This is a genomic window from Blastopirellula marina DSM 3645, from assembly GCF_000153105.1.
Taxonomy (GTDB): domain Bacteria; phylum Planctomycetota; class Planctomycetia; order Pirellulales; family Pirellulaceae; genus Blastopirellula; species Blastopirellula marina.
Window position 1 is genome coordinate 2,788,555 of the sequence record NZ_CH672376.1, and the last position, 24,775, is coordinate 2,813,329.

The following is a 24,775-nucleotide window of genomic DNA, read 5'->3' on the forward strand; positions in this document are numbered from 1 at the left end:
ATACGCCTGCGGGGTCGCGAAAAATAGCAGGCGCCAGCAGTCGACGCAAGCGAGAAACGCGTCCTGTTTTGCAGTCGCCGGTGGGAAATTCCGCTGGCAGCGATTGGAGAAAGCCTAAATTTCAGGAAATCGGCTCGTATTTTTCGCTTGGTATGGAATAAAATAGAACGGGTAGGACGCAATGATAGCGCCGCCTATCCCGCAGACGCTCCTCTCTCGAAATGGAGTTCACCCCTCATGCCGCTAAAAAGCTTGCTTCTGATGATCGGCGCCGGTTGGATCATGCTTGGCTCGTATGCATTGGGGCCCGGCTTGATCGTTTACCCTTTGGCCTGGACCGCCGTCGCGGTCAGTTTTTGGGGTTTGCATTGCTTGCTGGGCGAGCGCGTCTCCGGCGTAACCGCAAATGCGGTCGCGGCAACCGACCTGACGCCGCAGCATGCTGCTGGCGGATCCTCGAAGGCTTCAACGGTCTAGCGGCATCGACCGAATAACCATGAGCTTTTAACATCGCGTGCTATCAACACGCGCTGGATGTGCCGATCGCTCCGATAAAAATTTCGCGCCGCGTCGCGATCTGGAAGAACGTGGGAAACCGATCGAAGGCAATCTAAATCCGACGCATTGCCACGCCGATACTTCGGGATAGTTTCGCCCCGATTGGTTTCTTACTGCTCAGGATCGCTCATGCTGAAGGAATTGGACGTCGAGAATCTTACCGCCGAAGAGATCGAGATTTTGCTCTCGTGCGGCAGCGACATTTTGTCCCCCTCGCAAGTGCTCGAAGTACAGATCTTCGTGCAACGGATTGGCGGACTCGTGAACGCCTACGAAGCAGTGCGCGTTCTAAAGAATCTAGAAGCGGCCGGCTAGCTGCCTAAAGCAGCCGGCTGCTGGGGGCGCGGTCCAAGATCGGCTACGCTCTGATAGCGGCGCCTATTCGGCAGATCCGCTCGAAGCTTCGCACCGCATCAGCTCGACCCAATCGAGATAATCCTCGATCTCGTCATACGGCATTCCGAGCTCCAGCGACGACTGAATCGCAGCGATGCGTTCTAAATAAGAGTGCGACGACTCAAGCAGCAGTTTCGCTTTTTCATAGGCCATGGGCGTTTGCTCCCCCAAGGTTTGACCGGTTCGGTGCAACCATAGCACCGAAAAGGCATTCAAGAAATACGAACTTCCAAAATTGTCGTGCGCAAGCCTTCTATCGACCTGCGCGCCAGGCTAACAATAGTCATCTGCAGTAAACCTATGGCGCTAGCGGCGCTGTCGCATTGCTAGCGCGCGATGATTATGACGGTTGCGCCAATTATAGGAGTGCGATCTGTGCAGGGAATGGCCAGCCCGAAGCGGTTTATTGAACTAAGCTTCAGCGCCCTTCTTTTCCACTGCTCATTCGGAGAGACGCCGTGTCCGCGACTTCTACGCTAGATCTGAAAAACAGCTTGCTCGCCTCGCTGATGTCGGACGAAAACTTTCGTCCAGAAGAGCCTAAATCGATGGCCGAGACGCGTCTCTCGCCGCAGTTGATTGAATCGCTCATCTGCAAGCTGCTGTTGAATATCGGATCAGCCAGCGGACGACAGATCGCCGAAAAGATCTGTCTGCCGTTTGGTATTCTCGAATCGCTATTCACGTCGCTCCGTACGCGCCAGATTTTGCAACATACCGGCTCTGCGGCGCTGAATGACTATACCTATGCGTTAACCGACCAAGGGCGTACTCGCGCCCAGTCCTATATGGCTAGTTGCACCTATTTTGGGGCGGCTCCGGTCATTTTGGAGGACTATATTACGTCGGTCGAAGCTCAGTCGATTCGAAACGAATCGCCGCAGCGCGAGCAGTTGGAAGAAGCGTTCGCCGGACTTTCGGTTGACGACGATCTGTTCGACAATCTGGGGCCTGCGGTGAACTCCGGCGCCGGATTGTTCTTGTATGGCGCCCCAGGTAATGGGAAAACCACGCTAGCAAAGCGGATCACCGCTTGCTACGGCCAGCACATTTGGATCCCGCGAACGATCATCGAGGACGGCCAATATGTCAAGCTGTTCGACACCGTCTATCACGAAGTGATCGAAGAAGCGCATAGCACCATTTTGAAGTCCGAGAGCTACGATCATCGTTGGGTGAAGATTCGCCGTCCGACCGTAATTGTCGGGGGGGAGCTGACGCTGGACAGTTTGGAAATACGACACGACACGATCAACAACATCGGCGAAGCGTCGCTGCAGATGAAAAGCAACTGCGGTTGTTTGCTGATCGACGACTTTGGCCGCCAGCGAATGGAGCCGACGCAATTGCTCAACCGCTGGATCGTACCGCTCGAAAATCGAGTCGACTATCAGGCGCTGGCAAACGGCAAAAAGATTCAGGTCCCGTTTGAGCAGTTGATCATATTTTCGACCAACCTTGAGCCAAAAGACCTGACCGACGACGCCTTCTTACGTCGCATCCCGTACAAAATTGAAGTTCGGGACGCGCAAATCGACGAATTCCGAACCCTCTTCCGGATTTTCGCCAAGCAGCTGAACTTCGAGTACAACGCCGACGCCGTCGAGCATTTGATCGAACGTCACTATCAACCGATCAATCGCCCCATGCGCCGCTGCCAGCCGCGCGACCTGCTTAGTCAAATCCGCAACTATTGCCTGTACAAAGGTATTCCGATGGAGATGAAACCGGAGTACTTTGACCGCGTGGTGAAGAGCTATTTTACGGTCGTCGCAGGCGACTAGAAGAAAAGCGGAAAGCGGAGAAAAGGTTGGCGGCGATTCTCCGTATTTCTTCCTACTCTTCGGGGCCGACTTCAATCAATTGCGGACGGCTGACCACGTAGAATTCTGTTGTCGGGATTTCGTCGCGAGACTCGGCGTAGCTCGACGAATCGAGCGGTTCGCTGAGCAGCGCTAGATCGTCGCGTGAGACAAAGCCGAGCGGCTTTCCTTGGCGGACGATCGCGACGCAGGGAGACGGATGCTCGGAGAAGAAGTTGACCAATTCGCTGAAAGTCGCGTCTGCTTCCATTTGCGGAAAATTGGCGTCGACCAGTTCCGCCGCGGTGAGTTCGCGAGATCGGGCGGCTCGATTTTGCACGACTTCGCGTGTAATGGCGCCGGCAAAATGTCGCTGCGCATCGATGACCGGAGCGATATCCAGATCATGTTTGGCGAACGCCGTGATCACTTCGTCGGCTGGCGCATTGGTGGATAGCTGAACGAACGTGGGACGAAGTACGTCGGCCGTTGTCGTGCCGTCAAACAGCCGGCCGTGAGAACTGCCGTTCGACGTATCTTCCGCTTGTAATTCTCGAATCGAAGCGACAAAATTGCCGCCAGAGTTTTTCGCAAATTCGAGCCGTTCCTGGGCGTTTTCCCACAATTCTTCGGCAATAGGCCCCGAATCGGCTGAAGCGGCGACTCCGACGCTGACCGTAAGTTGGAGCGTGGTCTCGGCATGCTGGAACTCGGTGTTGGCGATCTTTTGTCGCAGTTCGTTTCCCCATTCGTACGCTTCCGCCGCCGTCGAATTCGGCAACATGACCGCCAATTGGTCGACCGAAGGTTGGCACATCCGATAGGTGGGAAGCAACTCGCTGCGAATAGTCGATGTTACCTGCTCGATGATGTGATCCAATCCGGGGTTCGGTCCAAACCGCAACGCATAGTCGATATCAAACAAGACCAGGCTGACTTCATTTCCGGTTGTCGCGGCGTCGCGAAGGTCTTCGCGTAGCTGACGCAGCAGAACGCCGGCATTCCCTAATCCGGACGCCGATCGTCGACCGACGCGACGATGCAGCCGGCTTTCAACTTCCAGCGAGCGAGCGGCGGCGCGAATCCGGACGAGCAATTCTGTAAACCGCAGCGGGCGGGGGATCACGTCGTCTGCGCCTCCGGCGATCGCGTCAAAAATGCGTTCCGGCGAGTCGCTGTCGGTGATCAAGATGGCGTAGACGTACGCCTGCGTGGTGTGCCGATCACGACGTGAACTTTGCAGCACGGCGGCGGCTCGCGGCGCCGCAGAATCGACGACCACAATATCAGGCTCGCGACTGGCCAGCGCCCATTCGGCCTGATCGGCGTCGCCGGCGACATACGCTTCCAGCCGGCACGCGTTTAAAAACTCGGCCGTGCGACGGAGAAATGAACGGTCTGGCGATACAAGCAAAACGCGGAGCGGTCGGCGTTGCATAAACGTCTCTTGGCTGAATAGCAATCGAGATGGGAAGCGCGTTGACTTTTGGCGACATCGCCGCCGAGGCCATCGAAAACATAGGTCAAAAAGAGCCGGCAAGCGCGGCGAACAACTTGAAACAATCCAAATCGAATTCGGAAATTCCGTCTGGAGGAAGAATTCAATGCTATGTTTTCGATGCACAAGGTTGCAGCCAAATTGCGTTTTCCTTATCAAGCGTCCCCTTTTCCGGCCAACTCTCGTTGTCGTAAGGGGTGAAATCGATGTGACTTTTCGCCTGCGAGAAGGTTCCCTATGCACACCGAAGTTCTGTTCGATCCCCAGGTAGGCGCACCATTTTTCGAAGTTTTTTCGGCGGAAAGCGGCGAAACGCGAAAATTGCCGATCGAAAAATTTCCATTTTCGATCGGCAGAAATGATTCGTGCGACTATCCGGTGGAATCAGGGCGCGTATCCCGTGAGCATGCGCTGTTACTGAAAGAAGGAAGCCAATATCTGCTGCGCGATCTGAACAGCACGAATGGGACGTTTGTTAACGGCGAGAAGATCACGGAGAAAATCATCTCCGACGGCGACACGTTGATGGTCGCCGACATCGAATTTGATTTCCATAGCGGTAACCAGTCGCAACAGCGTCAAACTGTCACGCTGCAAATGGACGGAGGCGGAGCCGCCGCCGAAAACGGCGCGACCTATTTCGACTCGCTCCAAGCGTTTCGCCGCTGGCAAGAGATCGCCGCAGTAGGTGGCGTTCGCGTCGATTTTGACGGCATTTACGACCTCTCAAGCGGCGATCCGTTTGGGTTTTTGGTGCGTCGCATGATCGAAAGTAACGTCGGCGCCGACGATCCGATCAGTCGCAAGATACTGGATACTGAGTGCCGGTTAACCGAACGTTTACAGCGAGTGCATCGACTGCGAGCTTATTCGGCGGCGGAGATGCTGCCTGAAAACGTCTGCTTGTTTTTGCGACCAGAATCGCACGAGATCGGTTCGACGAGTTTTCTCGATTCGGTCGCCTACGCTCGTGATCAATCGCCGGAAGCGCGGCGCACCGTGATCGTCATTCCGGATGAAGCGGTGTGCGAATTACCGTTTTTCCGCGACTTTATGAATGAACTGCAGTCAATCGGCTGCGAAACGGCGTTCGCCGGCTTTCATCCTTCCAAATCTCGATTTGAAGATTATCTCGATCTGGCTCCGGATTATATCGAGTTCCGCGAAACGGTCGCTCGGGAAATTGACGACGATACGGCGCTGCAAGCCGGCGTTCGTGAAGTGATCGGCGTTTGCGAAGAAAAACATATTGTGACGATAGCGACTGGGGTGCATGCCGAAGCGAGCGCGCAGCGGTTTCGCGACCTGGGAGTCAACATGAGTCGAGGAAGGTATCGACGTCGCGACGCTGGGCAAGCGTAGCAAGCGACGTCTTTCAGATAACAAACTGATTGACCAATCGGAAAGAGTTCTTGACGGGGCTGTCGAGAACCGGATGCACACATGAATGCGAATTGAGGCGAAGTTTTCGTGACAACCGAAGTCCCTGCACATGTACGTGAGGTAGCAGGTTACCGCGTGCGCCAAAGAATTGGCGCCGGCGGCTATGGCGAAGTATGGATCGCCGACGCCCCAGGCGGACTGCAGAAGGCGGTGAAATTCGTCTATGGATTCCATGACGAAGCTCGCGCCGCTCGCGAATTGAAAGCGCTCCACCGTATCCGGAGCGTACGGCATCCTTTCTTGCTCTCACTGGAGCGCGTGGAAGTGATCGACGGTCAATTGGTTATCGTGACCGAATTGGCCGACAAAAGTTTGAAGGATCGGTTTGAAGAATGTCGCAGCGAAGGTCTGCCAGGCGTTCCCCGAGCCGAATTGCTCCGCTATCTGTGCGATTCGGCCGAAGGCCTCGACTACATGAGCGAGTCGCACTCGCTCCAGCATCTTGACGTCAAACCCGAGAATCTGCTGATTGTCGGCGATCACTCCAAAGTGGCCGATTTTGGGTTGGTGAAACATCTGCAGGACGTCACCGCATCGATGATGGCGGGACTGACGCCGGTATACGCGGCGCCGGAAGTGTTTCACGATCAACCGTCGATGCAAAGCGATCAATACAGCCTGGCGATCGTCTTCCAGGAAATGCTGACCGGCGCCCTGCCCTTTCCGGGCAAGACTCCGGCGCAGTTGACGGCGCAGCATCTCAGCAGCAAGCCGCGACTCAACTCATTGCCCGAGGCCGATCGTGCGATCATCGATCGTGCGCTCGCCAAGGATCCTCGGCATCGGTTCCACAACTGTCGAGAAATGCTGCAAGCGCTGGTCGCTGCATCCGATCCGACGAGCGTTTTGCCCTCATCGGGAGCGGCAGGGAAGCAGGATATCGCCAATACCGATACCAAGACGATCTGCGCCGCTGACACGCGCACCATCGATCCTGTCGAAGCGCAAGCGTCGAACGACAACGCTCGCACGCTCGAGATTGGGGGTTCTGATCCGTCGCCGGTATCTCCTCTGCTTTGGGGCGATCTGCCGGAGCGTCAGGTAGAAAATAAGGGACCTCGGACCTGGAGCACGGCGGATTGCAAACATCGCCCGACATTGGTGATCGGCGTGGGAGGAGTCGGCGTACGTTTGGCTTACGCGATTGAGCAAAAGTACCGCGATAGCGGCAAAGAACAGGGACAAGCCTGGTATCGTGCGATCGCCGTCGATACCGATGCGCGGACGATGAATTCGATGGAGATTCCTCCGCCGCTTCCCGAGGCGACCGACATTACCCGGTTGTTGATTCCGCTGCGACGTCCGCAATCGTATCGCAGCGAATCTGCTCGCATCACGCAGTCCGTGAGCCGGCGGTGGTTGTACAATATTCCCAATTCGTTGGCGACTGAAGGCCTGCGACCGTTGGGACGGATCGCATATCTGGATCACATTGATACGATTTTGCAATCCATTGGGGATGCGCTCGATAACGTCGCAGAGCAATCTCAGTTGACTCCAAATGCTGTCGGCGGCGATCCCCGCATCATTTTGATGGCGTCTATCAACGGCGGCGCCGGCGGCGGAATCGTGTTGGACATGGCGTTTGCGATCTCCCATTTACTGCAACAGCGGGGACAACACCTCAGCGACTTAGAGGTGCTGCTCATCCATGCTGGTCCGCGGAAAGCGGGCGAGCAGGATTTGGCGCGGGCGAACAGTCTGGCCTGCATGACCGAACTGCATCAGATTTTGCAGTCGCAGAAATATCCCGGCGATCCCTCCGCCAGAATCCCGGCGATTGACTTTCGCGGTTCGCGTCGACCGGTGTTCCAACTACTTCATTGGGGAGACGAACTGAGCGACGGCGACTACGATCGACAGATCGACGAGCTCTCGGATTATCTGTTGATGCGAGCCCGCAGTCGTAGCGGCGGCTATCTGGATAACTTGCATGCCGACAATGCGTACGATGATGGGGAAGCGCCGACAGTCAGCACTTTTTCGACCTACACGGTCCCCCTTAGTTCGCGCTCCGCGACCGAACGTTACAGTTGCGAAGTCGCCAGCGCCGTTGTTCAGCGATGGTTGGGAACAGATGAGAGTCCCGCTGGAGATCGTCGCCGGATGGCGATGTTAAACAAGCAGGATGAAGAGAGCGATGAGCGACAAGATCGCTTTGAACGGATCTTGCAACAACATGTCGAAGAACTGGTGGTGCGCGATAACCTGGCGCTCGATCCCCTGCTGCAAACCATGTTTGTGATGGTGCACAACGAACTGGGGGCTGATCCTGACGAATATTTTCGCACGCTGCTGGCGCAAGAATTCAAACAGCTTGACCAGCCGTGCGACGATCCCGTGCAAAAATCGCTCAGCGTGTTCGAGTTTCTTGATCAAGTCATCGGTCAAAGTGCGGCCGAAATGGAGTCGTCGGAGAAGCGTGGAGTTTCTCTCCGCAGCGAAATCGCGCCCCAACTGCGCGCCCTGGGCGAAGCGACGGCGCAAAAGGTGATCGCCTGGCTCTTGGCTCACTTGGATCAGGAAGAGTTTCGTCTGCAACGGACTCGCGAGTTGCAAACCGCAGTCGACGGTTATTTTCGCTTGTTAGAAGACAAAGCCCGCGCGATGGCGGAACGCCTGCAAGGCGAAGTCTATCGGCATCGGCAAAAGTTGCTGGAAACAAATTTTGACGGCGCTGATGGACGATCTCGCGATCGAGCGAAGAAGGCGGCGAGCGACTACGATGCATGGATCAAATACGCACATCTCCGCACGCATGGCGTCGCTTTGTTGGGCGTCTGTCAGTTCGCCCAGGTCGTGCGGGCCAAGATCCTCGATTCCAATCTAGCGCTGAAGAACGTTGAGGGAGAACTTCGTCGACTAGCGAACTTCTTCGACCTCGAAGTGGGGAATCTCGCCGATACGTCCATTCGCGCCGTGGAGCCCCGTTTCCACGAATTCTTACTGGTCGCCGACCGCGAAGCGCGTACTCGGATCAGCGACGAACACCACGGGCTGCAGAACCTGCTAGTTTGCACGCGTGATGGAACGATGAAAGCGGCGAAGATGCTAGAGAACATCTGCCGCACCGTCGTCATCCGAGCGCAAACCGATCTGTCGCAGACGACAAGCGCCGCTTCGTTGACCGGCGCTCCGCCACGCGATGAGATCGCCAAAGCGCTGACCGACTGTCGCCCGCGACTAGCGACTTTGGGAGGCTCCTGCTCAGTGAGCGTCTTTTTTCCCTGCTCGAATATCGCCGAATCAGAGGTGGGCGCGCTGCCAACTTCCGAAGGGGCGGCAGGGCTTGTTCCGTGCGATGTGCCGGAAGTCGTCTATTGTCAGCACGTCGATGGGACGCCGCTCCGCGAAGCGGCTCGCATGTTGGTCGACAATCGGCCGGAGTATCGCGATATCGCATCGCGATTGCATGGGAGAATCGACGTGAACTGGCGAGAACTGTAGCCCCTAGCACTCTAGTACTTTTGCGTCGCTTGATTACGACGTTGCTGTTGCATGCGGCGATATTCTTCGACGGTGACCACCGGCGCTAATTTCGGCATTGTGACCGGCGAAACGACCTGCGACGAGGTTCGTGGAGTCGGGATGACCATCGGCTCGACCGCGACCGGAGTCGGGCGATCAGCAATCTGCGGAGTCGGCCGCGATTGTGGCGCTGGATCGGTGGTCGAGCGCGACGCGGTTTGCGGAGCGACCGCAACCCGCGGAATCGCACGAACCGGATTGGAGGGCGTCGTCGCGAGTTGAGGAGTCGGCATATCCACCGACGGTTCTGCTGGCAAGCTGCCGGGTTGTTCCAATTGGGCGGTCGTGATCGGCGTCTCGGAAGGGATCAATTGGGACAGCGCCTCGGGACGATATGGCGGCGTGCTTGGCTCCGGATTGCTCATCGCCGGTTTGGTCGCGGCCGGATTCTCCAGCGGAATAGTAGCCGCAAAATCAGTCGGAAGTTGCGGCGTCGGCGCTTGGACAGGAGCGGCGACTTCGACCGGAACCGGCGTCGGTCTGGCGGCGATCACCGTGGGGCTTGCTTGCGGCGCGGATGGTTGAGCCGCAGCGGCGACCTCTTGCGGGGCCTGCATCGGAATTGCTGCGACAACGGTCGGCCGAGTTGGCTGCGGTTCCATCGGCTCGATCGACGGAGCGGGACGGACTGCGGCGGTGACGGCTTGGGGCTTCGGCGGGGCGACCGAGCGATCGGTCGCGGCGGCGGTTACGCTTTCGGTGTCGTACATTGGACGGAATTGATTGACGCGGCGACTTTGCTTGAGCTGGTCGATGATCGAATCGCCCGAATGAACGTGCGACTGAAAGGCGACCAGCGTGGTTGCATCGGTCGGCTGGGAGGCTGATTCGACGGCAGGTTCGACTTCTTGAGCCGGATAAACCGTTTGCGGTTTCTCGGTGCGAACGCCGATCGGTTGCGCCGCGAGATCGATCATACGCGTGCGGCTTGTCGCTGCATCTTCGCGGAGGGGATTGTCGTCCGATTTCTGAGCGGCAGTCACGATTCGCGAGGAGGACGTGGTCGGGTTTTCAATAATCTTCTCGGCGACCGCCGGAGGATTGTTGCCGATCGCCGGCGTCGGCTGCGAACGAGGCGCCGCCGGCTCGGAGCCAAGCGGTGACGAACTAAGATCGACAACTTGCGATTGCGCCGGTGAGGGAGTGTTGAAACGGGACGCGCTGCTGGGGGCGGCGGCGACCGTCGGCGACTTGCGCTCGGGCGCTTCCTGGGCCAAGCCATCTTTCGTCGCATCGTCCAACGCATTCCGAAGTGCGGCGGTCAGTGACCCCGATTGCGATCGCGTCGATTGCGACGCGAATGTCTGCTTCGCGGGATTAGGCATTGTCGCATTCTGTTGCGACGCCGGTTGTTCGGCCGGCGTTTGGGCGACAGCGTGCGGATTGACGATCTCGGTTGGTTGCGCCTTAGCGGCTGGCCTGGGTGCTGGAGCAGGTTGGCTGGAATGCATTTCGGCCAGATTGCTGATCTGCGGCGCGAGGGCCGGAGTAGGCTCGGCTGCCTTCGGCGCTACGATGCCGGCGCCGACATCGCCAGTGTTGTTGTATTCGATTTTTGGTTGCGAACTGTTGGCGACGCTTTCCGACGGGGGTTCATCTGTCTCCGGCAGAGTCGAGACGGGATCTGGCTGGGGCTGGGATTTGCCGCGGCCAAAAAAGCCGCCAAAGAACCGCGCAATCGGCGGCATCGGCTTCTCTTTTTCAGCGACAGCCGGCTTCGGCTCGACCACCGGCGTTTGAAGCCCTTCTTCGGTCATCGCTTCGACGGTCACCATCTCTTCCAACGATTTGTCTTTCGAGCGGAAGAAGGGAAAAGCACAGCCCGACATTAACGCCAGTGCGAGTAGGGTGAGGCGAGGAAGCAGCGAGGTCGCGCGTGGCATTTGGTCGACTCCGTCGATGATGCGTCAGATTCAAAGCGGAAGACGCTGCTAGCAATTTGCCCCAGCGCATCTCCTCTTTTTGTTTCGGTCGCACCGACTAGGCAAGTTCAGGCGAGCTTGTCGTTTTTTACGATTCTGCCGAATCTGCCGCTCTCGTCGCTAGCATGCGCCCTACTGAATGGGGGCCATTAAGCGCGAGAGCGCGACGGTTAGGCGAAATGCATAAGATTGCTGGGCCAGCTCATCTGCGTGAGCTTCGCGGCATTGCTGGAAATCTTCCTCCAACATATGCGCGACTTCGGCGGCGAACTTGTGATCGGCGGCCGCGATCATGATTTCAAAATTGAGATGAAACGAGCGATTGTCGAGGTTCGCCGTGCCGACAGCGGCGAAGTGATCGTCGATCAACACCACCTTTTGGTGCAAGAAACCAGGCTCATACCGAAAGAAGCGAACTCCGCTGGGCGCCGCTTCGGCGATAAACGAGAAGGCCGACAAGTAAACCAAGATATGGTCGGGACGCTCTGGCAGGATAATGCGAACATCGCATCCCCGGATCGCCGCCAACTGCAACGCCGCAATAACCGGCGGGTCCGGCACGAAATAGGGACTCGCGATCCAGATCCGTTTTTGCGCCATGTTGATCGCCTGGACGAAAAATAGCGTGCAGCGCTCAATATCGTCGGCCGGACCTGTCGGCACGACCAATACCTGCTGGTCATCGTCAGAAGGTTGCGGGATCCACTCAACCGGCGGCAGTTCGTGCGTCGCCCAATTCCAGTCCTCTAGAAACGAACGCTGCACCGCCTGCACGGCAGGACCGCGGAGCTCTACATGGGTATCGCGCCAGGGACCGATTTTCGGGTCACGCCCCATATATTCGTCGCCCACGTTGTGTCCGCCGACATAGGCAGTTTGCCCATCGACGACCACGATTTTGCGATGATTACGAAAATTGAGCTGAAAGCGATTGCCGCGTCCTTTGGTCGTATGAAACGGCACGATCAAGACCCCGGCTTCGCGCAGTTCGGCGACATATTTGCGCGACAGCCCATAGCTGCCAATTTCGTCATACAAGACGGATACGTGAACGCCGGCTTGGGCTCGATCGATCAATTGTTGCTGCAGCGCTCGACCCAAATCATCATCACGCAGGATGTAGAACTGCACGAGAACATATTTTTCGGCGGTCGCAATCGCGGCGAAGATCGCGTCAAAGGTCGCTTCGCCGTTGATCAACAAGCGAATCGAGTTCTTGCGGCTGAAGGGAAATTCGGCCAGGATCTGGAACGTCTTCAACTCATACGGCATATCGTCGGTAACGATGAATTCGCCGGCGGCCCCGCGCAGGGTGTTGGTGATGTGCTGGACGCCGCGGTTCTCGCTACGACGAGCTTCGACATACCCATGAAAGCGATTGCGGCCAAAGATCCAATAAGCGGGAACCGCGACATACGGAAACATGAATAGCGTGATCGCCCACGCGATCGCTCCCTGCGAGGTGCGCGTCTTCATGATCGCATTGACGGCCGTCAGTACGCCGATTGAATGGGCGCAAAGGGCGATCAGCCCAATCTCTCGAATCCACTCCATACAACTATTTTCCGGACGGCGATCGCTTGTTGATCTGGTTCTTTCACGGCGGGGGCGATCAAGCATAGCACGATCCCCGCATCAGGCCGATACGCGGGGTAAACGTTCTATCGAGAATCGAAGCAAACAGGAAGAATTGAATCGATCGCTCAGGCGCCGCATACTAGGGAAACGTTTCCCGTCCAGTCTTCGTTTCAACCGGTAGACCCCCATGCCCCGTCGTGCCCTCGTGGTTGGCCTATTTTGTTTCTTTTGGTTGGCGACCAATTTGTATGCTGACCAGCGTCCGAATATCCTGCTCGTCATTTCCGACGACCAATCCTGGCTCGATACTTCGATCGCCGGCAGCCAATCGGCGGCGACTCCCAACTTTGACCAGATCGCGCGCCGCGGCGCCTATTTCAAGAATGCGATCTCCGCGTCTCCCGGTTGTTCTCCATCGCGGGCCGCGCTGCTGACGGGGCGATATCCTTGGATGCTTGAAGAAGCGGGGACGCATGCGTCGTCGTTTCCGCAAAAGTACGTCGTTTATCCCGATCTGCTGGAAGCGGCTGGCTATTTTGTGGGCTACACCGGCAAAGGCTGGGGACCAGGCAATTTCAAAATCAGCGGACGCGAGCGCAATCCGGCGGGGCCTGCTTATCAAAAGCGAAAGCTGGCGAAGAAGCCGGCCGCAGGAATCAGCAACAACGACTATGCGGCGAACTTCGCCGACTTTCTGGCCGATCGTCCTGCGGACGCTCCGTTCTGCTTTTGGTTTGGCGCCATGGAGCCGCATCGACCCTATCAAAAAGGGAGCGGCGAAGAAGCTGGGAAAACGCTTGCCGATGCGACATTGCCTCCGTTTCTGCCTGAGGCCGAACCGATCCGCGGCGATTTGCTTGATTACTCTCGGGAGATCGAGTGGTTTGATCAGCAACTGGGCGCAACGCTGAAGCAATTGGAAGCCATCGGTCAGCTCGACAATACCCTCGTCGTGGTCACTAGCGACAACGGCATGCCTTTTCCACGAGCGAAGGCCAACAACTACGAATATGGAATCCACATGCCGTTGGCGATCGCGTGGCCTGCGAAAATTGCGGCAGGACAAACGATTGACGAAGTTGTCAGTCTCACCGACTTGGCGCCCACGTTTCTCGCGGCAGCCGGCGTCCAATTTCCTGCGGAAGGTACGCCGCCGATGATTGGTCGAAATCTACTGCCGCGACTTACCGGAGAACAGGAAAAGCTCGCTGGCGGCGCATTTAGTTCGCGTGAGCGTCATTCGTCGTCGCGATGGAACAACCTTACCTACCCGCAGCGTTCGCTCCGCAGCGCACGATTTTTGCTGATCCGCAATTTTCAGCCGCAACGTTGGCCGGCGGGAGCTCCGCAGGTGTTCACCAAGCCCGGCATGCTGGGGCCGCCGCATGGCGGATATCACGATATCGACGGCTCGCCGACACTCGACTGGATGGTCGAACATCGTGAAGATGCGGCGGTCGCTCGGCTATTTGGCGCTGCCGTCGATCGACGCCCAGCGATCGAGTTGTTCAATATTCAAACCGATCCTGCCTGCCTGCGAGATTTAGCGGATGATCGATCCCACAAGAGCATCCGGGAGGCCATGGAGCAGTTGCTCAACAACTATCTGACAAAGACCGGTGATCCCCGGATGAGCGATTCTGGCGATGTTTGGGAGTCTTATCCTCGATTTAGTCCAATTCGCGACTTCCCGAAGCCCGATTGGGCCGAATAGGGTGTGTTGCCGCTTAGCGGAGAAGCAGCCGACCGCCTTGCCGGATTAGGCATGCTGTTTTTCCGTTCGCGTGGGATCGGCTCCATTTATTCATCGAAAATTCTTGATGGACAGCGGTAACTACCGCCCCTTTGCGGCGACTCCCCTACCGCATAATTGGCGCCATTTGGTACGATTCACGATTCACTTTTTTCCAGAATCGCGCTAGAGATACGTCCATGCGTCGCGACGACATTCGCAACATCGTAATTATCGCCCACGTCGACCACGGCAAAACGACCTTGGTTGACTGCCTGCTCAAGCAAAGCGGCCAGTTCCGTGACAGCCAACTGAGCAGCGAGCGAATCCTCGACTCGAATGATCAAGAAAAAGAGCGTGGCATCACGATCTTGGCCAAGAACATCGCGCTCCCGTTCAAGGGGGTGAAGGTCAATATCATCGACACGCCGGGGCACGCCGACTTTGGGGGCGAAGTCGAACGCGTCCTCAGCATGGCGGACGGCGCCCTGGTCCTGGTCGACGCGGCGGAAGGCCCGATGCCGCAGACTCGGTTTGTGCTGTCCAAGGCGCTGGAATGCAAACTGCAGCCGATTGTCGTCATCAACAAGGTCGACAAGCCTGACGCGCGGCCGATGAAGTGGTCGACGAAGTGCTCGATCTCTTCTGGCTCTGGCGCGACGACACGTGACTGATTTCCCCTTCATCTCACCAGCGCCAAAGAAGGCTTCGCGACGCACGATCCGGCGGGTCGCACCGGCACGATGGAGCCGTTGCTTGATTTGGTGCTAAAGCACATCCCCGGCCCCGAAGTCGAACCCGAAGAGCCGCTGCAAATCCTCTGCACGACGCTCGCGTGGTCAGAATTCGTGGGACGTATCGCAATCGGCCGCATCAAGGCCGGACGCATCAAAAAGGGGCAGAACGTCGCCGTCACCAAGGTCGGCGACAAACTGCAGCGAGCGAAAATTAGCTCCGTTCAGGTCTTTGAGAATCTCGGTCGCGTCGATGTCGATTCGGCCGAAGCAGGCGACGTCGTCGCGCTCTGCGGTATTGAAGATATCGATATCGGCGATACGATCTGCGATCTCGAAAAGCCGAACGGGCTGCCGCGATTGTTGGTCGACGAACCGACGTTGGAAATGGTCTTCACCATCAACACGTCGCCGTTTGTCGGCAAGGACGGCAAGTACGTCACGTCGCGCAATCTCCGCGATCGACTCTACAAAGAGTTGGAACGCAACGTCGCACTGCGAGTTCGAGACACCGCGTCAGCCGATGCGTTCGCCGTCGCCGGACGCGGCGTGCTGCACTTGGCCGTCTTGGTCGAAACGATGCGCCGCGAAGGATTCGAACTAGCGGTCAGCAAGCCGCAAGTCATCATGCGTGAAGTGGACGGCCGCAAAGAAGAGCCGTTTGAAAACCTCGTGGTCGAAGTCCCGTCGATCAAGATGGGGCCGGTCATGGAAATGGTCGGCGAGCGACGCGGCGAAATGGTCGAAATGTCGCCGCGCGGCGATTTCACGCAGGTCGTCTTTTCGATCCCGGCCCGCGGTCTGATCGGGATCCGCACCAAAATGCTCAATGCGACGCAAGGAGAAGCGATTATCAATCATCGTTTCGAGTCGTATCGTCCGATCAGCGGAGACGTGCCGCGTCGTCCCAACGGCGTGCTGATCTCCAACTCGACCGGCAAAGCGGTCGGCTTTTCGCTCTTCAATTTGCAGGATCGCTCGGAGTTGTTCATCCGACCCGGCGAAGAGTTGTACGAAGGCATGATCGTCGGCGAGAATGCTCGCAACGAAGATATGGTCGTCAACCCGATCCGGGAGAAGAAGCTGACCAACATGCGCGCCTCAGGCTCGGACGAAAACATCGTCCTCAAGCCGCCGCGTCAGATGTCGCTGGAAGCGGCGCTGGAGTACATCGAAGACGATGAGCTCGTGGAGGTGACTCCTAACTTTATCCGCCTGCGCAAGATGACCCTCAAAGAAGCGGATCGTCGTCGCACCGGGCGCAAAGGCTAGTCACAGATCTCAAAAAAGGATACCAAGTTTTATTGCTCCTTTTTTGACGACGGTTGAATCTTGCGTCTAACCAAAGACGCAAGATTAACGGAGATGTCGCGAATACTTGGATCTCCATCTGGCCGCTGGATCCGATCAACTCGCAGTTCGGCCCGGCTTATTCTTCTTTGCGATTGGCGCGTTATTCTTTGAAATTCGCGTTTACGGCCTTGTTACAAAATCGCTCCTGCTCAGCCCGCAGGACCGGGCTGTCCAGCGGCTGTTGGGGAAGAAAGGGTTTTCTCCTCCAATGCGCGCGATCTATCGCCATTGGCTTCTGCATGATGGGGGCAGTTTTTTTCTCTGTCGCTGTCGTATCGATCGATTCCGATTCGAAGGGCGAGGGAAAGAATCCGCAGGCGCTTCCAGCAACCAGTACCCCCAACGCCTAGCCAATTCTTCGAGAGCAGCCTGGTCGCCAATCAATCGTTGCGCGAGAACTTAACGCAGACGGCAAATCGTTTTGAAGCCGCCGCGTCAGATGTCGCTGGAATCGATCGATTGTCGCCGCCTCTAAATGCGCAATATTTTAACTGACATTTTCGACAAAAATCTATCGAAATTAGTTGACCCCAATTCTGCTGCTGGTTAATCTTGCGTCTGCTTAAAGGTGCAATGACCGTAGGGGGGTGAAGTGGAAAGCTGGATCTTGCTGGCCGCAGAAAATGAGATGAGTCAGAGTCAGTCGCTTTTGTGGGCCGCTGCGATCGGACTCCTTATCCTAGGCGGGGGTGTTTACGGAATCGTCACCAAGTCGCTGCTGATATCGCGTCGCGCCGCCCTGCTCTTTTCGTTGGTTGGATTGAATGAATCCACGCCGGGCTTCCCAGCACTTATCGGCAGTTGCTATTGCGTAATAGGAGTCATCGTATTATTTGCCTGCGGCTCTCAGGCGATGAAGGAACAAGAGGATACGCACGATGAGGCGCGACAGGTCTACCAGCTACCTGACATGCCGGCGCCGATGTCAGTTCCCATGAGCAAGCCGGTCGTCCCCAAGCCAGTTGTGCCCGAGACGCCAGAGGAGAAGGCGAAGCGGCAAGCGGAAGAACTAAAGCACCGCGAAGCGCAGGAAGAGGCGCGGCGTCGCGCCGAGGAAGACCGAAAAGAGCGGATGCGCAAGGAAGCCGAACGCGTAGCGGCGCAACAAGAGGAAGAGCGAATCGCCAAATTAGCCGCTGAGAAGATGCAGCAACAAAAGGAAGCGGCCCGACGGGCCGCTTTAGAACTGCCCAAGCCGCCGCAGTCGCTCGACTATTTCAGCTACCCCGAAGGTTCGATTCAAAAGGGTAAGCCTGTGGGAAGAGGTGGAGGCGACAGTTTTGAGGATCGGGCGCCGCCCGGTGGCGTCATGGTCGGGGCGATCTTCTTTATTGGAGATTACTACGTCAAATCGGTCGCCGGCATTCAACCGATCTACCAGATCGGTGACCAATATGTCAAAGGCCAGATTTGTGGTAACGAGACCGACCGCCCTGTACAACAGTTGGCGGAACCCGGCGGAGTCGCTGCAGGCTTCAAGTCGCAAACCGGTAGGATCATAGATGGGATGCAGTTGGCCTATGGGCCGCTCAACGGAACCAAAATCAATCCGAAGCAAGGATATTTTGGCGATTACATGGGTTCCGACACCGGATATCCGGCTAACTATTACGCTGACGGTAAGACGATCGCCGGCGTTTTTGGGACGTATGAAAAGGGAAAGAGTCTGACGTCGTTGGGGATGTACGCGATTCGGCAAATGCAAGTCACTGAGTCCGCTCCGACCACCGCCCCAATGGAGATTCGCACGTTCACCAGCGCCAACGGCAAGTTCACGGTCCAAGCGAAACTGTTGAAGGTGAACGACGACGGCACGGTGAGTTTGGAGAAAGCGGACGGCTCAATAATCTCAGCGCCGGCTGCGAGTCTTAGCGATGTAGATCAGGCGTATATCCGCGCGAACCAGTAATTGGTTCGCAATTTCGGGCATTATTCATTTCTCGCGAATTAGGTGAATGGATGGTTGACCGGGCTCCTGTTGTTTAAATATGCTTTCAATGGTTCATAAGAGCAATCTACAGGGGGGGCTGGTGGTTAATTGGCATCTAATTGTTGCGGCTGGCGATAACGAAGCGGGGATTAAAGCTCTCGTTTTCGTTGCGATGGGCATTCTGTTTTTCGGCCTCGGCATCTTTGGGATTGTCACGAAAACAGTCCTGCTACGGGCCCGCGATCAATATATCTTCGCGATGTTCGGAGTTAAAAAGTTCTCCCCCGGCTTCGCGGTGTTCACTGGCGCTAGCTATTGCTTGGTTGGCGTTTTGGCTTTCTTCGCGGCCATTTCTATTTCGATGGGATATGGACTCGACAAAAAGGGAAACGTCACTCGCAACGGGGTTCCCGTCAACGCCGCGCAGCGACCTGTTCAACCAGGGCCCCAACCGCTTGTAGAAAGTAAGCCGGTCGCCGGTGAGACGCCTGCCGAAAGAATGGCGCGAGAAGCGGAAGACGCCAAGCGTCGCGAAGAACGCGAAGCGGAAAGACGTCGCGCGGAAGAAGATCGCCAAGCGAACGCAGCCCTGCGGATGCGCGCCCAAGAAGAACGCGAAGCGGCCGATCGTGAGCGAGAACGACTTGCCAAAGAACTCGAAGAGAAAACGCGGCGCGAAAAGGAAGCGGCCCGACTAGCGGCCCTCGAATTGCCAAAGCCGCCGCAATCGCTCGGCAGTATTTCGTATGTCGACAAAGCCGTTCAAGAGAGCCCGCTGTTGGGCAAAGCGAACGGAGCACGCTTTATCGATCGCGCGCCGGAAGGGGGCGTGATGGTCGGCGCAATCTTCTTTATCGGCGATCATTTTGGGGACTCGGTCGCCGGGATTCAGCCGATCTACCAGGTGGGCGACGAATACGTCAAAGGCAAGATCTGCGGTAACGAAACCGATCGCCCCATCCAACAACTGGCCGAGTCCGGCGGAGTCGTTGCCGGCGTGAAGGCGCGGATTGGTTTAATTATGGACTCCGTGCAGTTGGCGTATGGCCCGCTCCAGGGAACCAAAGTCGATCCCAAACAAGGCTACTTTGGTGATCTTATCGGGTCCGACGGCGGAAGTCCAAAGGACTTTTACGCTGAGGGACACTCGATCGCCGGCATCTTTGGAACGTATGAGCAAGACAAAAGTCTCATGTCGCTGGGAATGTACGTGATTCAACGCATGCAGGTCAGCGAGTTGCCTGCGAAACACGAAATGCGCACGTTCACCAGCGCCGACGGCAAATTTTCGGTCGAAGCGAAGTTGTTGAAAGTGAACGACGACGGCACCGTCAGTCTGGAAAAAGCGGACGGCTCGAAGATCTCGGCGCCGACAGCGAGTCTTAGCGACGACGATCGAGCCTATATCAGAGCGAACCAGTGATTTGTTGGCGCAGCGGGTGAAGGTTGCTCGACGCGGATTCCGTAGTAAGGCAGAATGCAGGATCGTCCCTGCACCCAAGTCGCTTTCTCGGAAATCACGATGATGTTCGCACGCATGTTGACGCTATTGCTATTGGCCGTCGCCGCGCCTCTTTCCGCCGCCGAAAAAGAAAAGCACGTGCTTTTGCTTGGCATCGACGGTTGCCGGTTTGACGCGCTGCAAAAAGCCAAAACGCCCAATCTGGATCGTCTGATGGCCGAAGGAATCTATTCGCCGACCGCATTGATTCTGGGAGATCGTTATCGGAAGAACGACACGATCAGCGGACCAGGCTGGGGAAGCATCAACACCGGCGTTTGGGCCGACAAGCACAACGTGCAAGGGAACCAGTTCAAAGAGCCTCGCTTTGACAAGTTTCCCCACTTTTTTCATTATGTGAAGCTTGCCGACCCCAAGGCGAGAACCGCCTCGATTATCAACTGGTCGCCGATCGCCAGGTACATCGTCTCGTCCGCTGACGTTTCGGTCGATACGACCAACAGCGAAAAGGCCTATGACAAAGCGGACGCAGATGCGGCGGCTGAAGCGATTCGACTGTTAGCAGCCGAGTCGCCGACAGCGTTGATGCTATACCTGGGGGAAGTGGATGAAGCCGGGCACGCCCACGGATTTCACCCCAGCGTTCCTCCGTACATCGCCGCGATTGAAAATGTTGATTCGCTCATTGGTTCCGTGTTGGATGCGATCGAGAAACGAACCGACGAAGAGTGGCTGATCGTCGTCACCAGCGATCACGGCGGAGCGGGAACCGGGCACAGTAATGGGCATACGAACCCGGACATCCTGCACAGCTTTTTGATCGTCAGCGGCGCAGGCGCCCAGCGCGGCAAGTTCGACGAACAGGTCTATATCGTCGACGCCGTGCCCACGTTGTTGACGTATTTGGGAATCAAGATCGACGACGCTTGGCAACTGGATGGGCATGCGGTCGGACTGAAGTTGCAACAGGCCGATCAAGCGACCAGCGCGAAGTAACAGAGCGTCTCGACGAAGATGGTCGTCGCCAACCATCCTGCAGCGATCGCCGCTGCTTGCGGCGTTACTTCCTGGGCGCCGGCGCCAAACCCAAAATATCCGCCGCGACCGTTCCACAGCCAGACGCCCAGCGGCAGACAGATAACGCCAAACAGAGCGAGCATCCAGAGCGAACCGCCGAGTTGCAAGATCTCGGCGGCGTCTCCGACCGGCGTGAGTATCGCGGCGCCAAGATAGGCGCCGTTGGCGATCAGGCAAAATCCTGCAAAGAACGCAGCAAGCGGTTCATGACTGCTGCGAAGTAGACGCATCGCCAGCCAAATCGTAACCGGCAGGGCTGCGCCCACGATTGGACCGGCCCAAACAATCGACAGCTCGTATTGATCCGCAACGTAGTCGGTTCGTGAGATGTCCCACGGCACGAGATACGCCAGCCGTACTCTGCCGCCGGAGAGCCAAGCGGCCAGCACATGGCCGAACTCGTGAACTGCTTGCATCCAGAGCCAGCAGTTGGCCAATATCGCGAAGCAATAAATACTTCGCGTCATTTCACGCGGCCCACCGGGCGAAGTCCGGCGCCTTTGGTTTTGGTCAGGCCATCGCCGAGATCGGCTCGCGCCTCGTCTCCTAATTTTTGCAGTCGTGCGACGACTTCGGGATGCGACTCTTTCACGTCGGTCGTTTCGCCGATATCGCTATCCAAGTCAAACAGTTCCAGGCCAATCCGCGCTTGCTCATAGTTGGTGGGCAATCCATCTGTGCCGCCGGGGCGACCATTCAACGTGCGATAGCCGTGCGGGAAATGCAACTTCCACTTGCCGCTGCGGATGGCCTGCAATTGATTGCCGTAGTAGAAAAGATACGCTTCGTGCGGGCTCTTGGCGTTTGGCTGACCGGTGACAATGGGCCAGATATTCTTGCCGTCAATCTTGTGGTCGGGCAACTTGGCGCCAATCAAATCGGCGACGGTCGGCAAGATATCGATCGTCATCATCGGCGTCGAACAGGTCTTACCAGCCGGAATGGTCCCCGGCTGCCAGAAGATCGTGGGCTCGCGGCAACCGCCGTCAAACATGGTCCCCTTCCCTTCTCGCAGCGGACCGGCCGAGCCAGCATGGTCTCCGTACGAGAGCCAGGGGCCGTTGTCGGCGGTGAAAATAACCAGGGTGTTTTCGTCCAGCATGTTCCGTCGCAGCGCCTCGATGATCTGACCAACGGACCAGTCGACTTCCATCACCACATCGCCAAACAGTCCGGCGCCTGACTTGCCGGCGAATTTGTCGGAGACGTAAAGCGGCACGTGAACCATCGAGTGGGGAACGTACAAGAAGAACGGCTGGGCGTGATTGTCATCGATAAACTTGACCGCTTTCTCGGTGTAGAGCGTCGTCAGGTTGCGCTGATCCTCTGGCGTCACTTCGGTGTCGATGATTTCATTCTTTTCGTACAACGGCAGATCAGGATAACGTTTTTGCTGTTGATCCTTCGTCAGGTGGCGAAGTTCGGGATGATAGGGCCACATGTCGTTGGAATACGGCAGACCGACGTAGTCATCAAAACCATGTTGCAGCGGCAGGAATTCTTCGTGATGTCCCAAATGCCATTTGCCGTAGCAAGCGGTCGCGTATCCCTTTTGCTTGCAGATCTCGGCCAGCGTCGTCTCTTCAGCACTGATGCCAATTTTGGACTGCGGACCAAGGGCCCCTAAGATGCCGATCCGATTGTTGTAACATCCCGTCAGCAAGCCCGCTCGCGAAGCGGAGCAAACTGCCTGGGTGACGTAGAAATCGGTGCAAATCGTCCCTTCCTGCGCCAATTGATCCAGATGCGGCGTCGGATAGTCTTTCGCCCCAAACGGCCCGATGTCGGCGTAGCCCATGTCGTCAATAAAGATGACGACGATGTTGGGAGTTGCGTTTTTCTCTGCGGCGACGGTTACCGTCGCAAAGCCGAGCGATAACGTGAGCGAAGCCAGCGTCATTGCAGAGGTGAGTCGAGATCGCAGGCGACGACGAGGGGCGAAGTTCATGAAGGGGTCCTCAAGGGCAGGAGGCGGCCTCGAAACGAGGCGAAGCAGGAGAATCCCTCAGTATCTCTGCACGCCGCCGACGGGTCAATGTTCGTGCGGCGTCTGCGTCGCTGGGAATTGCAGAAATAGCGACCTAGGGGGTCGCGGTTCCTTGCATCAACTGCCGGTAGGCGAGTTGATCGGCGTGTAACCGCCGAAATACTTCGTACTTGGCCCGATGATATTCGGCTGTAGCGCCGGACGTTGGCGGTAAGATCTGACTGGCGCCGCTCATCGCGGCCATGGCCGACAGCAGGTTAGAATGTGCGCCAGACGCGACGGCGCCCAGCATGGCGCTTCCTAGTAAGACCGATTCGGCTTCGCGCGGCAGGACAATTCGGCACTGCGTAATATCGGCATGTTCCCGCAAGAAGATCGGATTTTTGACGCCTCCTCCGCAGGCAAAGATTGTATCGATGCGGTATCCCTCGCGGTTCATCACTTCAATGATGTGCCGGGTCCCATAGGCGATCGCCTGAATGACGGCCAGATACAACCGGGCCAAATCATCCAGCGAGGCCGACATCGATAGGCCCGAGATCATGCCGCGCAGCGTGGGATCGGCCCACGGAGATCGGTTGCCATGAAAGTAAGGAGAGACGTGCAGTTGGCGCGTCAGAGAAGCGGGAACCTGGCGGTCCTTGGCGAGCGCCGCCAAGCGATCATTGAGCACCTCATAGACGGACTTGCCGTCTGCCGTCGCTAACTGCTGCAGCTGGCCTGTGGCGGCGTGGTTTTCGATGACGAAATCGATCAGCGCCCCGGTCGCGGATTGGCCTCCTTCGGTCAGCCACATTTGCGGAACCATCGCTGAATAGTAAGGTCCCCAAATCCCGTCGATGTAGCGCGGTTGAGCAGAGACGGCCATGTGGCAGCTTGACGTCCCCCCGATCAACGCGATTCGTCGGTCGAGATCGATCGCGTTCGCCCCCTCCTCCTCAAGACGCGCACCGATCATGCCGATGCCGCCGGCGTGGGCGTCAATAATCGAAACCCCGACCGCGGTCCCCTGCGGTACGCCCAGTTCTGCAGATGCTTGTGCGGTGACTCCTTGCCCGATTGATTCTCCCATTGCACGAATGCGCCGACCGATCCGCTGGAAGTCTTCGTCCGCCAAATCCTCTAAGCCGATCGCGCGAAAGTACTCCGCATCCCAGCGACCGGGTTGATCGGCGTTTTCGTCAGCTGCGTGTCCCAGATAGGTCCATTTGCAAACGGTGCTGCAGAGGGAACGCGTTTCATCCCCCGTTGCGCGATACGTCAGGAAGTCCGGCAGATCGAAGAACTTTTGGGCGCGTCGCCAGGTGTCTGGCAGATTTTCTTTCAACCACAGCAGTTTGGGCGTTTCCATCTCTGGCGAGATCACGTTGCCCACATATTTGAGCACGTCATAGTCGCCGGTGTTAATGCGATTGGCTTGACTCGCCGCGCGGTGATCCATCCAGACGATGACGTTTTGCTCGTCGTCCCCATCCAAGCTCACGGTCACGGGGCGCCCTTCCGCGTCGGTTGCCACCAGCGAGCAGGTCGCGTCGAAGCCGATACCGCGGATCTTGGCGCAATCGATCTCGGCTTCGGCAATCGCATGCTGCACGCACTGGCAAACGGCCTGCCAGATGTTGTTTGAAGACTGTTGGACGAAATCGGCCTGGGGGCGATAGGTCTCGATGGCCTGCGTGGCCAAACCAAGCCGAGTTCCGAGGCCGTCAAATACTCCGGCCCGCGCACTGCCGGTTCCAACGTCAACGCCGATGAAATAGTGTTTGTTCATCAAC

General features: G+C 57.2%; 18 protein-coding genes. 11 read left to right on the forward strand and 7 right to left on the reverse strand.

The features are described 5' to 3' along the window. The first annotated feature begins 237 nt into the window (after nt 1–237). Together DSM3645_RS13270 and DSM3645_RS13275 are read left to right on the forward strand one after the other, a co-directional pair. The gene (locus DSM3645_RS13270) at nt 238–477 is read left to right on the forward strand and encodes a hypothetical protein (RefSeq protein ID WP_002652707.1); all 240 of its coding nucleotides are present in this window, start codon (nt 238–240) and stop codon (nt 475–477) included. A gap of 210 nt (nt 478–687) precedes the next feature. Beyond that, complete coding sequence (locus DSM3645_RS13275) at nt 688–873, forward strand: hypothetical protein (protein WP_002652708.1); 186 nt, start codon at nt 688–690, stop codon at nt 871–873. A 63-nt stretch (nt 874–936) separates the two neighbouring features. Here the strand turns inward: DSM3645_RS13275 and DSM3645_RS30450 are convergent, their stop codons facing one another. Beyond that, a complete protein-coding gene (locus DSM3645_RS30450; RefSeq protein WP_154657805.1) occupies nt 937–1,107 on the reverse strand; it encodes a hypothetical protein in 171 nt (56 codons plus the stop codon). 305 nt (nt 1,108–1,412) lie between these two features. On the opposite strand from DSM3645_RS30450, the gene DSM3645_RS13285 reads away from it, so the two are divergent. Further along, nucleotides 1,413–2,738, forward strand: a complete 1,326-nt coding sequence (locus DSM3645_RS13285) for a hypothetical protein (RefSeq protein WP_002652710.1) — start codon at nt 1,413–1,415, stop codon at nt 2,736–2,738. 52 nt (nt 2,739–2,790) lie between these two features. Here DSM3645_RS13285 and DSM3645_RS13290 read toward each other — a convergent pair whose 3' ends face one another. Beyond that, a complete protein-coding gene (locus tag DSM3645_RS13290; protein WP_002652711.1) occupies nt 2,791–4,194 on the reverse strand; it encodes a diguanylate cyclase in 1,404 nt (467 codons plus the stop codon). Nucleotides 4,195–4,491: 297 nt separating this feature from the next. On the opposite strand from DSM3645_RS13290, the gene DSM3645_RS28270 reads away from it, so the two are divergent. After that, nucleotides 4,492–5,616 (forward strand): FHA domain-containing protein, encoded by a 1,125-nt coding sequence (locus tag DSM3645_RS28270; RefSeq protein ID WP_002652713.1) that lies wholly within the window; start codon nt 4,492–4,494, stop codon nt 5,614–5,616. A gap of 156 nt (nt 5,617–5,772) precedes the next feature. Continuing rightward, entirely contained in the window at nt 5,773–9,144 is a 3,372-nt protein-coding gene (locus DSM3645_RS13305) for a protein kinase domain-containing protein (RefSeq protein WP_002652714.1), read from the forward strand. An 11-nt stretch (nt 9,145–9,155) separates the two neighbouring features. On the opposite strand, the gene DSM3645_RS13310 is transcribed toward DSM3645_RS13305, so the two are convergent. Next, nucleotides 9,156–11,108, reverse strand: coding sequence for a hypothetical protein (locus tag DSM3645_RS13310; protein ID WP_131282543.1), 1,953 nt, complete (start codon nt 11,106–11,108; stop codon nt 9,156–9,158). A 171-nt stretch (nt 11,109–11,279) separates the two neighbouring features. Next, nucleotides 11,280–12,701, reverse strand: a complete 1,422-nt coding sequence (gene cls, locus DSM3645_RS13315; protein WP_002652716.1) for a cardiolipin synthase — start codon at nt 12,699–12,701, stop codon at nt 11,280–11,282. A gap of 211 nt (nt 12,702–12,912) precedes the next feature. Here cls and DSM3645_RS13320 point away from each other — a divergent pair, with 211 nt between their 5' ends. The 6 genes from DSM3645_RS13320 to DSM3645_RS13345 all read left to right on the forward strand — a co-directional run bounded on the left by DSM3645_RS13320 (nt 12,913) and on the right by DSM3645_RS13345 (nt 20,932). Beyond that, nucleotides 12,913–14,439: a sulfatase family protein gene (locus DSM3645_RS13320; protein ID WP_002652717.1), complete on the forward strand. Its 1,527-nt coding sequence runs from the start codon at nt 12,913–12,915 to the stop codon at nt 14,437–14,439. Nucleotides 14,440–14,657: 218 nt separating this feature from the next. Beyond that, nucleotides 14,658–15,131, forward strand: coding sequence for a GTP-binding protein (locus DSM3645_RS31695; protein WP_002652718.1), 474 nt, complete (start codon nt 14,658–14,660; stop codon nt 15,129–15,131). Between the two features lie 69 nt (nt 15,132–15,200). Next, nucleotides 15,201–16,463, forward strand: coding sequence for an EF-Tu/IF-2/RF-3 family GTPase (locus DSM3645_RS13325; protein WP_002652719.1), 1,263 nt, complete (start codon nt 15,201–15,203; stop codon nt 16,461–16,463). Between the two features lie 673 nt (nt 16,464–17,136). Beyond that, on the forward strand, nt 17,137–18,453 hold the full coding sequence (locus DSM3645_RS13335) for an SHD1 domain-containing protein (RefSeq protein ID WP_002652722.1): 1,317 nt from the start codon (nt 17,137–17,139) through the stop codon (nt 18,451–18,453). A gap of 193 nt (nt 18,454–18,646) precedes the next feature. Continuing rightward, nucleotides 18,647–19,897: an SHD1 domain-containing protein gene (locus DSM3645_RS13340; protein ID WP_002652723.1), complete on the forward strand. Its 1,251-nt coding sequence runs from the start codon at nt 18,647–18,649 to the stop codon at nt 19,895–19,897. 54 nt (nt 19,898–19,951) lie between these two features. Next, nucleotides 19,952–20,932: an alkaline phosphatase family protein gene (locus DSM3645_RS13345; RefSeq protein ID WP_002652724.1), complete on the forward strand. Its 981-nt coding sequence runs from the start codon at nt 19,952–19,954 to the stop codon at nt 20,930–20,932. Here the strand turns inward: DSM3645_RS13345 and DSM3645_RS13350 are convergent. The 3 genes from DSM3645_RS13350 to DSM3645_RS13360 form a co-directional block, all read right to left on the reverse strand. Beyond that, nucleotides 20,911–21,480 (reverse strand): hypothetical protein, encoded by a 570-nt coding sequence (locus DSM3645_RS13350; RefSeq protein WP_002652725.1) that lies wholly within the window; start codon nt 21,478–21,480, stop codon nt 20,911–20,913. The two genes, DSM3645_RS13345 and DSM3645_RS13350, sit on opposite strands and share 22 nt — an antisense overlap. Further along, on the reverse strand, nt 21,477–22,961 hold the full coding sequence (locus DSM3645_RS13355; protein ID WP_202594936.1) for a sulfatase family protein: 1,485 nt from the start codon (nt 22,959–22,961) through the stop codon (nt 21,477–21,479). The genes DSM3645_RS13350 and DSM3645_RS13355 overlap by 4 nt, the downstream gene beginning before the upstream one ends. 133 nt (nt 22,962–23,094) lie before the next feature. Further along, nucleotides 23,095–24,771 (reverse strand): FGGY-family carbohydrate kinase, encoded by a 1,677-nt coding sequence (locus DSM3645_RS13360; RefSeq protein ID WP_002652727.1) that lies wholly within the window; start codon nt 24,769–24,771, stop codon nt 23,095–23,097. Nucleotides 24,772–24,775 lie beyond the last annotated feature (4 nt).